10 protein-coding genes are annotated in these 15,014 nt (G+C 62.9%); 2 read left to right on the forward strand and 8 right to left on the reverse strand.

Annotated elements, in window-relative coordinates:
- Positions 1 to 44: 44 nt before the first annotated feature.
- From GGR36_RS05115 to GGR36_RS05130, 4 genes are all read right to left on the reverse strand, one after another.
- On the reverse strand, positions 45 to 3,431 hold the full coding sequence (locus GGR36_RS05115; protein WP_183632584.1) for an ImpA family metalloprotease: 3,387 nt from the start codon (positions 3,429 to 3,431) through the stop codon (positions 45 to 47).
- 428 nt (positions 3,432 to 3,859) lie between these two features.
- Positions 3,860 to 5,464 (reverse strand): diguanylate cyclase, encoded by a 1,605-nt coding sequence (locus GGR36_RS05120; RefSeq protein ID WP_183632586.1) that lies wholly within the window; start codon positions 5,462 to 5,464, stop codon positions 3,860 to 3,862.
- A gap of 16 nt (positions 5,465 to 5,480) precedes the next feature.
- Complete coding sequence (locus GGR36_RS05125) at positions 5,481 to 5,909, reverse strand: hypothetical protein (RefSeq protein ID WP_183632587.1); 429 nt, start codon at positions 5,907 to 5,909, stop codon at positions 5,481 to 5,483.
- A gap of 5 nt (positions 5,910 to 5,914) precedes the next feature.
- Entirely contained in the window at positions 5,915 to 7,147 is a 1,233-nt protein-coding gene (locus GGR36_RS05130; RefSeq protein WP_183632589.1) for a hypothetical protein, read from the reverse strand.
- A gap of 602 nt (positions 7,148 to 7,749) precedes the next feature.
- Between GGR36_RS05130 and GGR36_RS05135 the strand changes: the two genes are divergently transcribed.
- Positions 7,750 to 9,528, forward strand: coding sequence for a helix-turn-helix domain-containing protein (locus GGR36_RS05135; RefSeq protein WP_183632591.1), 1,779 nt, complete (start codon positions 7,750 to 7,752; stop codon positions 9,526 to 9,528).
- Between the two features lie 209 nt (positions 9,529 to 9,737).
- Here GGR36_RS05135 and GGR36_RS05140 read toward each other — a convergent pair whose 3' ends face one another.
- The 4 genes from GGR36_RS05140 to GGR36_RS05155 form a co-directional block, all read right to left on the reverse strand.
- The gene (locus tag GGR36_RS05140) at positions 9,738 to 11,219 is read right to left on the reverse strand and encodes a sensor histidine kinase (RefSeq protein ID WP_183632593.1); all 1,482 of its coding nucleotides are present in this window, start codon (positions 11,217 to 11,219) and stop codon (positions 9,738 to 9,740) included.
- Positions 11,216 to 11,650: a hypothetical protein gene (locus GGR36_RS05145; RefSeq protein ID WP_183632595.1), complete on the reverse strand. Its 435-nt coding sequence runs from the start codon at positions 11,648 to 11,650 to the stop codon at positions 11,216 to 11,218. Before GGR36_RS05145 ends, GGR36_RS05140 begins: the two co-directional genes overlap by 4 nt.
- A 2-nt stretch (positions 11,651 to 11,652) precedes the next feature.
- The gene (locus tag GGR36_RS05150) at positions 11,653 to 12,975 is read right to left on the reverse strand and encodes a hypothetical protein (RefSeq protein WP_183632597.1); all 1,323 of its coding nucleotides are present in this window, start codon (positions 12,973 to 12,975) and stop codon (positions 11,653 to 11,655) included.
- 133 nt (positions 12,976 to 13,108) lie between these two features.
- Positions 13,109 to 13,477, reverse strand: coding sequence for a hypothetical protein (locus GGR36_RS05155; RefSeq protein WP_183632599.1), 369 nt, complete (start codon positions 13,475 to 13,477; stop codon positions 13,109 to 13,111).
- Positions 13,478 to 14,287: 810 nt separating this feature from the next.
- On the opposite strand from GGR36_RS05155, the gene GGR36_RS05160 reads away from it, so the two are divergent.
- The gene (locus GGR36_RS05160) at positions 14,288 to 14,929 is read left to right on the forward strand and encodes a Crp/Fnr family transcriptional regulator (protein ID WP_183632600.1); all 642 of its coding nucleotides are present in this window, start codon (positions 14,288 to 14,290) and stop codon (positions 14,927 to 14,929) included.
- The last annotated feature ends 85 nt before the right edge of the window (positions 14,930 to 15,014 follow it).

Here is a 15,014-nt window from a genome sequence, read left to right on the forward strand (position 1 = left end):
TCGGAATATGCGTTGCAGGACTGGCGCAACTTGACGGGTGAGGATCAGAACGGATATGCCGGCATGCTGGTCTCGATGTCCAGCCACTGTCCCGTCGCCAGCTGGTTATGCTTGCCGTTGGCCAGCGCGTAGAAACCGCGGGTCGCCGCCGGCAGGCCGAGGTCGGAGATCGAGTCCAGCGCGGTCTGGCTCAACGGGATGCCGTACATCGCGAAGTGCTTGCGCATGTCCTGGCCGATGATCTTCGAACTCAGTACGTAGAACAGGTCTTCGTTGCTGATGGTGTTGTTGGCGAAGCGCCCCATCCCGTACTTGCCCTTGTTGTTGGCGTCCCAGGCTTTGGCGACAAGGCGGTCGGCTTTGGTCAGCAGCTGGAAGAATTCCAGCGTGCTATCCATCGTCGGCTTCGCCAGTCCGGCGCGCAGCTTGGCGTACTGGAAGGCCATCTGGAAATGCACGGCACGCATCGGGTCCTGGCTTGCGCCCTGCCACAGGCGCACTTCCATGTCGGCGCGCAGGGCCTCGTCGGCCAGACCGGTGCCCCGGTTGGCAACGATGTCGGCGTAGAGCCCGGTGTGGTCCAGGTTGTGACCGGTATCGACGCCAATCAGCGCGTATTCGCGCAGCATCGTTGCGCTGGCGAGGATGTTGTTGTCGCACTCGACGACGCAGCCCTTGCCGTTCGGCGCGATGTGCATCACGCGCTGCACCGTGTTATGGCCCAGCTCGTGCGCCCAGCCCCAGCCGACGTCGATGCCGGCAAAACCATCCGACGGATTCCCTGAACACAGGAAGCCGCAGGCCGCAATCCAGCCGATGAAGTGCTGCACGTTCGGTGCGCGGTGCAAGGGGCCATCGCAGGTCCAGCCAAGCTGGGTGCAGACGTTCTGGGCCAGCGCCGACATCGGCATGTTGTTGTAGCCGTTGGCATAGTGGTTGCTGTCGAAGAGGATGCCCTTGATGCGGTCGACCACGTACACCTTCGGGTCGGTGGTGCCGATGACCTTCTGTGCGTAACCAATCGTTTGCTGGATCTCGCCGCCGACCAGTTTGCTGGTCTGCCAGCCGAAGTCGGCGCGTTTGAGCGCGGCCACCGCCTCGTCAATCTCCGCCTGCGAGGGATTGCGGGTGAAATCGAAGTGCGCATACTTCGCGGCGCCCTTGATGCGCAGCTTCACCACCGTACCGGCGGTAGCGCCGCTATACCGCAGTTCGAGCGGACCACCGAACGGGGTCACGAAGCTGTTGTCGGTGCCTGCCGTGAGCGGGATGTTGAAGGATTGCGGACGACGCGGACGGGCGTAGGTCTTGTCGGCAACCGGATCGCCGTAGCTGCGCACATAGCTCGTCTGCACGCCCAAGCCGGTCGCACCGGCGGCATCGACGATCTGGATCGTCACCGGCTTGCCCGGGATCGCGCCGCGGCCGATCAGCGTGATGCCGCTGGTCTGCGCAATGGTCACGTCGATGTCTTCGTAGCTGTTGCTCACCGCGATGCTGGCTGCGGCGGCCGGCATGTAATCGCCGGCGCCCTTGGGCGGAATGGTGGTCGTGGTGCGGTTGAACACCAACCACGAGTCCGACGCGTAGGCGCGCAGGAAGTCGTCCGAATCGCCCTTGCTTGACAGCGGCGTGCCATAGACCTGGCTGCGGCGCTGCACGTCCGCCCACAGCACGAGCAGCGGGTAGAGCTTGCTGTCCGGGTCGGCAAATACGTTGATGCCGCGCGACTGCAAACTCGCCAACGCGCTCATCACCGCGTCGATCGGCTTCAGCGGCGTGGTATCGGTAAAGTCCAGCGTCAGGTCGGTGCGCTGCAGCAGGCCGAGGGTGGTGATCAGCGCGCCGAACTGGTCGGCTCGCGCCAGAGTGTCGGCCCGGGTGCGTCCTGAGCCGACTGATACAGCAGCGGCCGAGGCGTAATAGTTGCCCGGGTAGCCGCCCAGAGACATGCCCATCGCACCGAGCACGGTGCGGCCGCCTGTGGAGTCGATCCAGTTCGGGTGCATGTAGATCACCGACTTGCCGGCCTCGAGGTAGCGGCGCACGAGCGCGGCGAGCCCGGGGCTGTCAGTCGTCTTCGCGCCGAATACGATCAGGTTCAGCGAGCTCCAGCAGGTGTTGGTCGGGTCGTCGACCTTGCAGGTACTCAGCACCGCGTTCACGCCGGCTCGTGCGGCGAAGAGCTTGACGTTGTTGGCGTCGTAACCTGCAACGCCAACCTGCAGCGTGGCCGGTAACTTGCCAGCGCCGTTGCCGGTCACCAGCCAGGTGAATGCACGCGTGAACAGCGGAAGATGTTGCTGCTCGCGGGTCGTGCCGGCCATCCACCCGAGCACGTCCGCTCCGTAGGCAAGGCCCCGGCCGGTGCCGACACGCGCGATGGCCGCCATGCCTGTGCCGTTGTCGGACAGGATCAGGGGCGCGGCGATCGTCGTCTTGGTCGCGGTGATCGAGCTGCTGTTGGTGCCGTGGTTCAGGCTCAGGTCAGTCAGCTGCAGGCCATAGATGCCCTGAAGTGCGCCCTGCTGCCATTGCTGAAGCGCGCTGGCGGTGCTGATGGCCTGCGAGAGCAGGTCTTTCTGGTTGGCCGTGCTCAGGCCGCTCGGGTCACCGCTGCTCAGCGCCTTGGTGATCGGGCTAACCGTGGGCGCGGGCGGGGTGCCGGTGCCGCCGGTCGTGGTGCCGCCAGTCGAACCGCCGGTGGTCGTGCCTCCGGTGGTGGTTCCGCCCGTGGTCGTGCCTCCGGTACTCGTACCACCATTCGTGGTTCCGCCCGTCGAACCGCCTGTGGTGGTGCCACCGGCGGTCGTACCACCAGTCGCGGTTCCGCCGGTCGTGGTTCCGCCCGTCGTGGTGCCGCCGCCAGTTGCCCCGCCCGTGGTGGTGCCGCCTGTCGTAGTGCCGCCAGTCGAACCGCCTGTGGTAGTGCCACCGGTGGTCGTACCACCAGTCGCTGTTCCGCCGGTCGTTGTACCTCCCGAGGTGCTCCCGCCGTTATTGCCACCTGTTGTCGAGCCACCGCCATTGGTGCCTCCCGTCGCGGTGCCGCCAGTCGTTCCCGTGCCGCTACCCGACCCGGTATCGGTGCCGGCGCTGCCGCCCGAACCCGTGGTACTGCCGCTGCCGCTCGAAGCATTGTCGTCCGGCGTCCCTCCGGTCGTGGTGCCAGCGCCGATCCCGCCCGGTTCCGCGTTCGGGTCCAAGTTGCCGGCCGTCGAGCCACCGTTTCCCGGCGTGCTGCCCCCCGAGGTGCTGCCGTTGTCGGTCGAGCTGCCGCCACCGGTCCCGGTCTGGCCGCTGCCGCCACTGGCAGAGCCGTTTCCGGGGCTGGAATTTCCGTCCGAGCCGCCACCACAGGCGACGAGGAGCGCCAAGACTGCCGACGCGGCTACACGACCGATCAGGATTTTGTAGTCAGCTTTTTTCATTGGTTCGCCAATCAACACAAACGCCCCCGGCGCGCTCTGCGACGCGGAGTGCCAATTTGAAGGAAATTCAAACGTCTGCCCGCGCGCTTCCTCGGTCTGCGCGGCGTTCCGTCGCGGTACCACGCGCTGCGATCCGTGCGCGGGTCACGACCGTGAGGCCGAGGCCGGGTTCGCCCGCCTCGTGCATGACACCAAGGCGAGCCAGACCCAACATGGACAGCATGGTAAGAAGCGAGCCGCCCAAGGCCTACTGCATGTCTGCTCGATCGTCCTGCAGCAGCGCTCAGGGCAATACGCACCGAGCAGTGCAAGGCCGGTTCAGTGAGGCGAGAAGCGGTCGCTCCGTTGAAGAAGGAAGGCTTATTCTTCTGGTCGACAGAGGCGACCAGGTGGCAACCCGCGATCAATCGGGCGCAGTGAGGGGCGGGCTAGATCGTGCGGGAATCCGCCGGAGACCGATGCGAAGTCTCGTTCGCAGCATGCGGGAACGATGTCACACGGACATCATTGCGTCCGGCCTTCTTGACTTCATACATGGCGACATCTGCCCGGCGCAGCAACTCCTCAGCGCCGCAGAGTTCGTCGTTCGCAATCGTGAGCCCGATACTCGCACCGACGTGCGCGATCGCGCCGCCATCGAGTTCGATCGGTTCCAGCACGGTATTGCGGATCTTGTGGAGGATCGTCACGGCGGTGGCCTCGTCGGTGACGCCGTCGAGCACGATCACGAACTCGTCACCGCCAAGTCGCGCCAGCGTGTCGGTGCGACGCAGGCCACGTTTGAGGCGTGCCGAAACGGTCCGAAGAACATGGTCGCCCGCATCGTGACCGTAGGTGTCGTTCACCTGTTTGAACCAGTCGAGGTCGATCATCGCGATCGTGAAGCCGTCTTGCCGATCACGCGCGTGGGACGCCACGCGATCCTTCAAGGCGCGTTCGAATCCGAGTCGGTTCAGAACCCCGGTCAGGTTATCGGTCACCGCGAGTTCCTGCGCTTCGGCCTCGGCGCGTTTGCGGTCGGTGATGTCGTTGGCAAGCCCCTGCATCGTGCCCTCGCCTGACGGCGTCAGCACGAGCTGTATCCAGCGTGAAACGCCGATCGCGTCACGCAACTCGAAGTCACCGGAGGCGGAGCGTTCGCGCTCGAAAACGCGCTGTCGCAGGGCCGCGATCTGTGCCGCCAGCTCCGGGAGCAGTTCCTCGAGTGTCGGGTGCGCGTCGTGCCGGGTGGGCCCCCCCAGCACCCGCACGCAAGCGGGATTCCAGGATTCCATGCGGGCCTCGGCGTCGAGCGTGAAGATACCGGTCTCCGCGTTCTCGATGATCAGTCGCAAGCGCTGCTCATCGCGCTCGCGCAATTCACGCAAGTGTCGCTCTGAAGTAATAAGGCGCGACATGCCATCAATCAGGCGGTTGGTGTCGACAACCAGACTGCCGAGCTCGTCATGTTCGTGCCCGGGCGGGATCGCCACCGCGCCGCCGGGCCGGCCCTCGATCCGGTGCAACTCAAGCGAAATACGGCGGATCGGACGTGTCACAGCCATTGCGACCGCAAGCAGCACCGCAATCGCAACTGCCAGCACCTGCAAGCCTTGCATGGCTGCCGTGCGACTCGCGACATCGAAACGGCGCTGGCGCAGGTGCGAGTCATTGAGCTCGACCTCGATCTGGCAGACCGTCTCAGTTTTCGAGAACGGCGAATTCACTGCACGCGTGATGACCGGATTGCTCGGCATGCTGCGGCCACCCGCCACCGCCATGACACCTTCGCGCGTACGAATCGCGGCGCGATGGATGATGCGGGTGCCGCCCAGGCCGGCGAGCGTCTCGCTGGCGAGTTGTTTGTCGGACACGAAACATGCAGCGCTCGCGGTGCCAGAAATGGCGTCAAGCAAGGTCTCGACCTGGCGATTGACCTCGGCGCGCTCCTGTTCCTGCTGGTACTGGATCGAGCCAATCGTGAAGCCCACGCCAACGACACCCGACACTGCCAGCACGATTGCCGCAGTACGAAGTCCGATCTTGCGGGACAAGGCGAAGGCCATTGCGTTACAACCCGAACTCGAAAACGATGCGCACCCGGGAATCGACTTTCGAGCGCTCGACATAACCCACACCACCGGGATTACGTCTCACGAAGTCCAGCACCTGCTCTGCCGAACCTGCCTGCACCGGCGGCGATGCTTGCCCGGTGAAGGTCAGTCTGACCCAGTAAGCCTTTACTTCAGCAAGATCGCGACCGAGCAGGCGCTGGTAGAACTCGGCCTTTTCGTTTCCGCCGTCGCGCGCGAGGTCAACCGGGTAGACCGGCGTGCCATCCGGCAATCTGCGGACGCGACCCATGTAGAAGTTCACCACCTGGTCCTTGGACAGGCGTTCCAGTTTGGCGACCGGATTCGCGACCACGACCAGATCCGCCGCCGCGAGCGACGGGAAGACAGCGGCCAGTACCGCGATGAGGAGCCAAAATGCTTTCATGTTCTTCAGAATGCGAAATCCAGCGCGGCGCTGAAGACCCAGAAGCGGAAATGGTCGGGAAGATCAGCATCCCCGAACCACAGGGTGGAACTGCGCGTACCCGACACGCGGTCGGCCTGCAGCTTCACCGCGATGTTCTGCATCGGGTCGTATCGCACACCGAGCGCAACGCTGCGTTGATCGCTGAGGTTTACCTGCAACAGTCGGTTGGCTGCCGCTTCGACCGGAGCAAGCGCGGGCACGGGCGGCAGACCGGTCGTGGGATTCAGATCGTTCGATCGTGCGGCAGACAGCACAAGGTAAGGCGTCACCGGCCCCACCCGGTACCCCGCGTGCGCGTAGCCCGAGTAATAACCCTGGATGGCGTCGGAATTGGAGTGGAAATAGCTCGCAGCAAGAATCGCTTGCCACCCCCCCGCCTGATAGCTTAGCGACCCGACCAGATACCCGAACTGGCGCCCCTTGACCGACAGACGATCGGCCAGCTCCGGGCCGCCCGGGATCCCGTAATCGCGCAGCACGGTGAAGAGCTCCTCGAGCGGGAGTTCATCCTTGAGCTTGATGCGTGAGTACCCGAGTCGGCCGCTCCAGGGTTCGCCCTGATACTCCAGGTAAGCGCCGACCAGTGGCGAACCATTGAGCGAGTAATTACGCACTTCATCCACCGGAATCGTGCTGCGCGCCGTACCGATGTACGCCTTGGTCTTGATTGCCGCCGTACCGACCGGCCAGAGGTAGCTGACATCCAGGCCGTCGAGCGACTGGATCGGCAAGGTACCGTAGTATTCGGTTGGCGGCCGCACCGGGAGGTACGTGTAGCCCACGTTGGTGGAATCGGCGAGCGGGTAGACATCAAAACCAAGTCGGCCAGCGCGCGCGGTCACACCCGCTTCCGACAGGTAGCTCAGAAAGCCCCAGGTCAGCTCCGGCCGCCAGGAGCCGTCGTAGCGGTAACGCGAAACGAGTTGCCCCACGGCGCTCCATGCGGAGAGGTACCGGTAGCTGGCCTGGATACCCACGCGGGAATCAGGTTCAAACGAGCCATGGCTGCGGCCAGTGCCCGAAGGTGCCTGCGAGACGTCGCGCCTGAAATCGGCACCCGCCACATCGGACCAGGCCCAACCCAGCGTACCGAACCCCCCGAACTGCAAGGACTGCTCGGCCAGCGTGTCGGCGTCGCCCGCGGATGCGGCCGCACTGAACAGCGCGGCCAAAGCAATTACACCGTGACGCACCACGTCAGCCTCCGTTACGACCAGCCAGGATTCGGTTATCGGCGCGCGGGCGCCAGACTTGAGTGCGCGTGGCGGTTGAGCGTCGAATGCCTTTCCGGCACAGGCTGGCCGGCGCAGCTTGCAGCTTGATGCCACCGCGCATATCGGCCGACCCCCCCTCGTCGCACATGCGATGGCGCATCGCTGAGATCAGCGCGCTAGCGGCCTCGTTACCGGGCACAGCGCCATCGACGCGACAAATCGTCTCGTTCATCATCACTTCGGCTCTCTTCAACGTTGCGTTCCTGCTCGCCAACCACCCACCTGCATTCCTGTGTGGCGCGGGCATTTGAATCACATCGGCCATCTGCCCCGCTCCCATTGCTGGTTTTCACCACGTCTGCCCGGAATGACCTCTCCGGTAAGTCGCGCAACGACGACGCGCTTGTCAGTCATCCAGCGCCATCCAACTGCATGATCGTGGCGAAGACCAACGATATGCGGCATCCTAGAAAGATCGCCGCGCGTGGCCTACTGCAAACCTGCTCGATCATCCTGCAGCAGTGCTCCTCAGCCGCGGAAGTTCAAACAGGGGCTCGAATGCGCGGCGAGGTGCGAACGCGAAGATGAGCGACGAACTCGAGCATGATTACGTGCCGGAGATGCGGCACTACCAGCCATTTTTTCTGCGCTACCGCGATCAGCCGGTTCGATTGAGCATTCTTCAGTCTCATTTCGGACTGGTAAGAGTCAGCCCTTCCGACGCACGTCCGCTGAGTGCCGAAACCGCGCTTCAGATGAGTGAATGGCTCCACGCGAACGGCGACCCGCACGCGTTCGCCTGGCTTGCTTCCGAGTTGGACATGGGCGCCGGAGACGGGCTGGTTTACTACCTCCGCGCACATGACAGTCTGGAAGCCGCGCTTGAGGAATTCACGCGCCTTACCGCCTTGCTGCTGCCCGACGGGCGGATCGCCTGGAGCAGCGACGGCCATCGCCTGCACATCACCCTGGCGCCGGTGCGGCAAGCGACGCGACTGGGCGTGCGCTTGCGTTACGAATCGATCCTGGTTTGGTTTGTGCGCGTGCTCAACTACGTCACCAGCTCGGAATTGCCGATTTCGCAGATACAGGTGATGTCCCACGAGGGCGCCAACCCGGCGGTTCTGGCTACGTACCTGGGTGTGAGGCCCTCCCTTGGCGGCGAGGAATTCGTCCTGGAGTACCCCGCCGAAGTATTGAAGATCCACTTGCCGGGTGCGAGTGCCGCCTTGCGCAACACGATTCGCCCGCTCTACGACCAACGCCTCACCCTTACGAAAAAGGACCATGGCAATACGACCCGGGTCGCAAGCAGGGTCGCGAACTGGATGTCGAAGCTCGATGACCTGAGCGACGCCAACCTCGACGCGGCTGCAAGCGCCTTGGCGGTTGGCGCGAGCACGCTGCGTCGCCAGCTGGCGGAACAGGGTTGCCGCTTCTCCGCCCTGCTCGCCGCCATGCGCGCGCATCAGGCGATGAACGCGATTCTCGGCTCGGACGAAAAGATGGAGAGCCTCGCGCAACGGCTTGGCTATGCCGATCGCAATACCTTCGAGCGCGCCTTCCGCGAGCGCTTCGATGTCACGCCTGCGCTATGCCGGCGCGCCGCACGCGAGTTGCTGTCCGCCCGACGTTTCGCAACTTGGAGTGCCCCCCAGAACTGGTCGCGCCACAGTCCCTCGCTTGCGCGATTGAGAAGCGCCCTCGCCGACGGCAGCGGCGATGCCAACACCTGGCTCGAATCGCTCGAGCGCGATCCTGTGCTCCTGTTGCGAATCCTCGCCCATTGCGCGGAACCGGCACAGGGCGCGAGCGAGACCTGCATTGTGGACACGGAACTGCTTGCGTCGCTGTCGCCACGGACGCTCCTGACCCTGGTCGAAGCATGCGTCCCGATGGCGAGTGGCACGCGGGCAATGCCGACGCAAGAGGGAGAAGACATCTGGCGTTGCGGCGAACTTGCGTCCCGCGCGGCGCGACTGATCGCCGGGCAACTCGCGCCGGCAGACGCGCCCGTTATCGCCCTCGCCGCCTTTGCACACAACCTCGGGGCCCTAGTGATCCCCGCGCAGGCGGATGCCGTCGTCGAGGGCATTGATTGCACCTGGTTGCTGCTGGCGGCGTGGCATGTACCCGCGCAACTGCTGCGCTTCTTGCGCGCCCGCCATGCCCCCATGGACGCCGCGGGCGAAGCGCTGGCGCTAGCGATCGCGTGGGCGGAGGCAGCAACAACCGGCAAGGCCGCGAAGAGGCGCGCCGAGGTCGAAGCTCGGATTGCGGCACGGCTCAATTGGGATCTTGCTGACGCGCTGACAGACCTGCTACATGCTGATTCCGGCGCCGCGTTGAGCGAACAGGAGTGATGCGCGGCCCCGCGCGGGCCGTATCGTTCTCGCAGTAACCGATCGCGGCGCTCAGATCGCTGGACGAAGGCGCGCCTTACGGTTTGATCCGTCGAATCGGCTTGCAAGCCGATCCGGAGCAGAGCGAATCCATTGCTGGGAAACCGGCGCGCAAACGGAATCTAACGTCGTGTGCGCTCGGGATCTGCCTGGCCGCCGTGGGAGCGATGTTAGTCCCGCGCGCGCATTGGAATATCGAGGGTCAGCGTGGTGCCCTTGCCGTCCTCGCTCTCGGCACGAACGCCGCCACCGAGCACGTTCTCAACGATATTGCGCACCACATACAAACCCAGGCCGGACCCGCCAATACCGAACTTGGTGGTGAAAAAAGGCTCGAAAATGCGCGGCAGATTGGCTGCCGGAATGCCGCAGCCATTGTCGCCCACCGAGATCCGCACATTGTGCACATCAACCCGCCAGCCGCGCACGGTCACGGTGCCGGCGGACCGCCCCGCGAAGCCGTGGACAATCGCGTTCTCGACGAGATTGGAAAGCGCTTGACTGAGCGGATCAGGATAGCTCAACAAGGTCAGGTCCTTGGGGACGTCGACGACGATCGCATAGGCGCTGTCACCGCGCCCCTCCCGAATGGTCGCCACGGTATCTTCCACGATCTGACGCAGATCGAAGACTTGCGGTTTTTCACTCCGGATCTCGACCGCCACACTCCTGAAGTTCTTCAGGAAATCCGAGACGCGCTGTACGTTGCGCAGAAGGAAATCGGCGCCACACTTGGCGTCAGCAATGAATCCATCCAGATCCGATCGCTTGATGCCACTGGCGGCGATCTTGCTGATTTCGCCTGAGCGTTCTACGAGCGTCGTCGCGACTGCCAGACTGATGTCAATCGGCTTGCTGAGTTCCAGCGAAACCCCTTCCACCAGCGACCCGAGCGCCGCCATCTTCTCGGAGCGCATCAACTCAAGCTGAGTGGCCTGCAACTCACGTGCGCTCTCCTCGACGCCGACCCGCAGGCCACGCTCGGTTTCAATGCTGACAGCAATGCGATCCAGAAGCTGGTTGAACGTGCCGATCAGGGCTCCCACTTCAGTTGCTTGAAGCAATGGCGGGCACTGCACACGCGCAGAACTGCCAGGTTCGATTTCCCCGATCTGCTGCGTAACCCGTGCAAGATTGCGCGACAAGACTTGGCGGATGATCTGCATCGAAATGAGCGCACTCAGACAGATCAGACCGAATATCCATGCGACCAGTTCGAGTGCCGACTGTCGGGCGCGATCAGCAACCCAATCGGCATTCGCCCCAACCTCCAGGGTGCCAACTTGTTCGGTGCTGAGGAAAGGTGAGCGAATCGGGTATTGCTGGATACCCGAAATTTCGGTAGCACCAGCCCGCTTGCGAAACGCGAGTGTGCTGTTGTTGCCGATCAACCTGGCGCTCGCAACCACCTCATTGTTGAGCAGACCGGACACCACGTCATTTGCGATTTCGATATTGCCGGCAAAGGCGGCCACCGCCGCTGATCGCTCCACCGTCGCCACCAGACTCTGCACCATTTCTGCGCTTTCCTGCGCCGAATGCCGGTACTGCATCACATAGACGAAAAGGCCTGCGACGATCGCAAGCACCAACGCCGTTCCGCCAACGAGCGCGGACAGCAGCCCTTCGAGGGTGTGAAAACGCAGGCTCATCGCGCTTCCAATGTCAGAACTACCTTCACCTGACGCCCCGATGGTTCAAAGTCGAAATAGCCAATGGCGCCCGGGTTGTTTCTGATGATCATCAGCATGGCGTCACTATCCGAAACGGTCTGTGGCGGCGAGCCCTGGCCAGTGAAGAACAGGCGTGCCCAATAGGCATTGATTTCAGAGACTGGCTTTCCGGTCAAATCATAATAGAAGCGCTGCCGCAGTGCAGAGTTCACCGGATGGTCCAGCGGCAAGGCAAACTCGCCATTAGCGAATGTCTTGCTGCGTCCGAGAAAAATGTTGACGGCGTCCTTTTCACTCAAGCTTGAAATCGGATTCCTGGCATTGACGACCACAAAAATCCGGCTGTTCTGAGCTTGAGCGGGAACGCTCAGGCAGATCCATGCAAAGGCAAGAAGAACAATTCGACGCATGATCAGAACAGGACATCAACGGTTACGGTCAAGACACAGGTATCGACGCGCAAGGGCGTGACATCGCTCAAGCCGGCGCCCTGCCGGTACCAGAGCCAACGGCCCTCTGGCGGCGCCGATACGCTATCGATCTGGAATTTCAGCGCCACATTGTTTGCAACATCCCCGCGCGCGCCGAAAGACCAAGTGCGCTGGGTCATGCCGCGCTGGTTGATGGCGGCGGAGCCCGCTGCCCAGAGCGGCGTCAGCAAAGGATTGGCCGGTTGCGCGAGTGTAATGCTCCGGTGGTCGGTACTGTTGGCGTACATCACATACGGTAACCAGGCCCCGAAGCGATAACCCACGCTCAGATAGGCCTTGTTCCCGCGCGGCAATGACAGGCGTTCCACCGAAGTGCGGCTGAGTTCTCCGATCACTTGCCAGCGCCCGTCGTCATAGGACGCACCGATGCCGGTATAGGTCAGGTCGGTGTCGCGAACCTTGAAGGCGTCCAGCAAAGTAGCTGCCTGCGGCCACACTGGAAGGGCCATCTGCAATCCATCCGTAAGATCGCTTGGCGCCGCGTAATCGAGATCAAGGCGCGATCGTGTGTAACCCAAGCGCCAGCGCCAATACAGGTTCTCCCAACTGATATTGAGGCCCACTGCAGGCGATACGGCGAACTGGATCGGGGTGCTGGTCAGCTTGACGTCGGCAGCTTGAGAGCGGCCCGCGAAGAACTTGGTTTTGAGTTGGCCTTCACCGAGACTCGTCCACCAGGTCACGTCGCCCCCATCAAGCGAGTACAAGGGCAGCCAGCCATAGAATTCAACCGGCGGCCGGACCCAAGAGTAGGTGTAGGAGATATTGCGCTGATCTGAGAGCAAGAAGAGGTCGAGACCCACTCGCCCAAGTCGAAACGTGGTCGCGGGAATCGGCTCCCACTTCCCAAACGCCCACTCCACGCTGTTGTTGAGCGTGTTATTGACCTTGTCGCGCGCCACCACCTGACCCACCAGTTCCAGGTCAGACAACAGCCGGTAGTTCAGTTGAAGTCCGAGTCGGCTGTCCTGACGCGCCGAAACGCGATCGATCTCGTCGATGTTCTGCGAAATTTCCCGGATGAATGGCATGCCCGCCTGACTGCTGTAGGCGATGCCCAGGGTGCCGAACCCGTGCAGAGAAAAGTCTGAATCGAGCGCGCCAATCTCAGCCGCCTGCGCAAACGAACAAACCAGAACAATGGCCGCAAGACCTGCACGAAGCATTGACTCACCCACTCTTTTAAACGACATCCGATCACCCAAATACGAACCCGCTTGCAACCGCCCTTGGAACGCGCTCATTCGCGCGCTTCAGGAAAGGGCGTCATCGCCCCTCTGGGTGCCTTTCAACGATCGACAACATTGCGCAACCGCTTCGTTCAAAAATCATGGCAAGCCGCGCATAACCGCACGTTTCAAATCAGCCGCATGGCCATCAATGCAATTGAAAGTCGAAATCAGCCGTCCATTCCGATGTGGAAAGTCCGTCGGAATAGATCCGGGCGACATACTCATATGGAATCTCGAGAACGGCCCTGTCGAACACTGGCAGCTTGAAGAACCGCTTCAAAACAACGACCAGTTGATCCCCGTGGGTAACATGCAGATCATCCTTGACCCGCTCCGCGGCAAGTTCCTTGCGCCGCCCTCTTCCTTCCCCCTCCAATTGGAGCGTATAGCGTGCGCCAGGCCTCGCATTGAATTGCCGGGGGACCTTCACCGGAAAGCGGTCATAAACGAAGCCGTTTACCTGCAATACAACGACATGTCCGCCCGGTTCCGCGGCGGTAGCTGCATTGGACATGAACCTAACCTTGCAAAGCGAATGGAGAATGCCCGGCGTAGCAGACGCCGGTCTTACGTGTCACCTTTGCCACTCTGCGGCACCCCGATGCCGTATCTACCGGGCATCCGGCCCAAGAGGCGATATGCAGGATGTTAGGAGGTGCGCCGTTCGAGACCTACTGCAAACCTGCTCGACACTCCTGCAGCAACGCTCGATCGGCCCGGCACCTCAGGCCCCCGCGAAGATCGGGCCGCGAGACCCGTGCGCACCGCAGAGCACGCCCCAGCGAGCCGGTCCTTCCTTGGATCCGGCGCGACACGCGGGCGCACACGCACCATGCAGGCCCTCACGCCTTCACTGCTGCGGGCGTGGATGCTGCCGCCCAGAACGTCGACCACCACTTTCCGGAAGATGTAGAACGCAGGCCCGGGCCCCCACCAAGTCGCGAATGAAGAAGGGATCCAACATGCGCGCCAGGTGCATCGCTCGAACTCCACATCCAACGTCCGCCATGCCGATCCGGCTCCGTGCTGCGCCTTTCCATCACACCGAATCCGCCCACCGACGATCCAAAGCGCCGGCGCGATGATCGATTGCCAGAGGGCTTCAGGGCCCAGCGCCGAAATAGCCCTTCGCGAGTGATCTCCATTGCCAGCAACGACGCATCAACGCGAAAACGGCTCCCGGCATTCGACAGGGGCTCGATGCCGGTGCGCCTGCTACAAAACGCAGTCCGATTGCGACAAGCGTCGGGTCGATCCCCCAGCAACGATTCCCGCCAACGCGGGCTTGCGCTATCGTTAATCCCCCCTGCCGCAGATCAGAGACATGAAGACCGCTCCAGCATCACCCGCTGCACTCAAGGACGAAGTGCTCCAGGCCATGGCCGCCCATGGTGGCGTGCGTACCTTTCCCGCCCAGTCAGTGCTGATCAACGAAGACGACGACAGCGACTCGATCTTCATCATCCTGTCTGGCCGCGTGAAGGTGTTTGGCGCGTCGGCGCAGGGCCGCGAGGTCATCTACAACACGCTTGCTGCCGGCGAGTATTTCGGCGAGATGTCACTCGATGGCGGTTCACGCTCGGCGTCGGTGATGACGCTGGAGCCTACGACCTGCGTGGTCGTACCGGGCAGCAAGGTGCGCGACTTCCTGGGCTCGCACCCGGACTTCGCCCTGCACCTGATCCGCAAGCTGATCGGCCTGGTGCGCCATTCCACCGACAACGTGAAGAGCCTTGCGCTCGACGACGTTTACAGCCGCGTCGCGCGGCTGTTGAACGACCGTGCGCAGGAGATCGACGGCAAGCTCGTGGTCGCCGAGAAGCTCACCCAACAGGACATCGCGGAGCGCGTCGGTTCGTCACGCGAGATGATCAGCCGCATCTTCAAGCAACTCACCCAGGGCGGCTACATCTCGGTCGACAGCAAACAGATCGTGCTGCTCAAGAAGTTGCCGGCCGGCTGGTAGAACCGGGCCGCGGCGGGGAATCTCCTCACGCCGTACGCCGCACGTTGCGAGCCGTCCGGACACGAAGATATTGCGTACTGAGGAT

Origin of the sequence: Niveibacterium umoris (assembly GCF_014197015.1) — a bacterium.
Classification (GTDB): domain Bacteria; phylum Pseudomonadota; class Gammaproteobacteria; order Burkholderiales; family Rhodocyclaceae; genus Niveibacterium; species Niveibacterium umoris.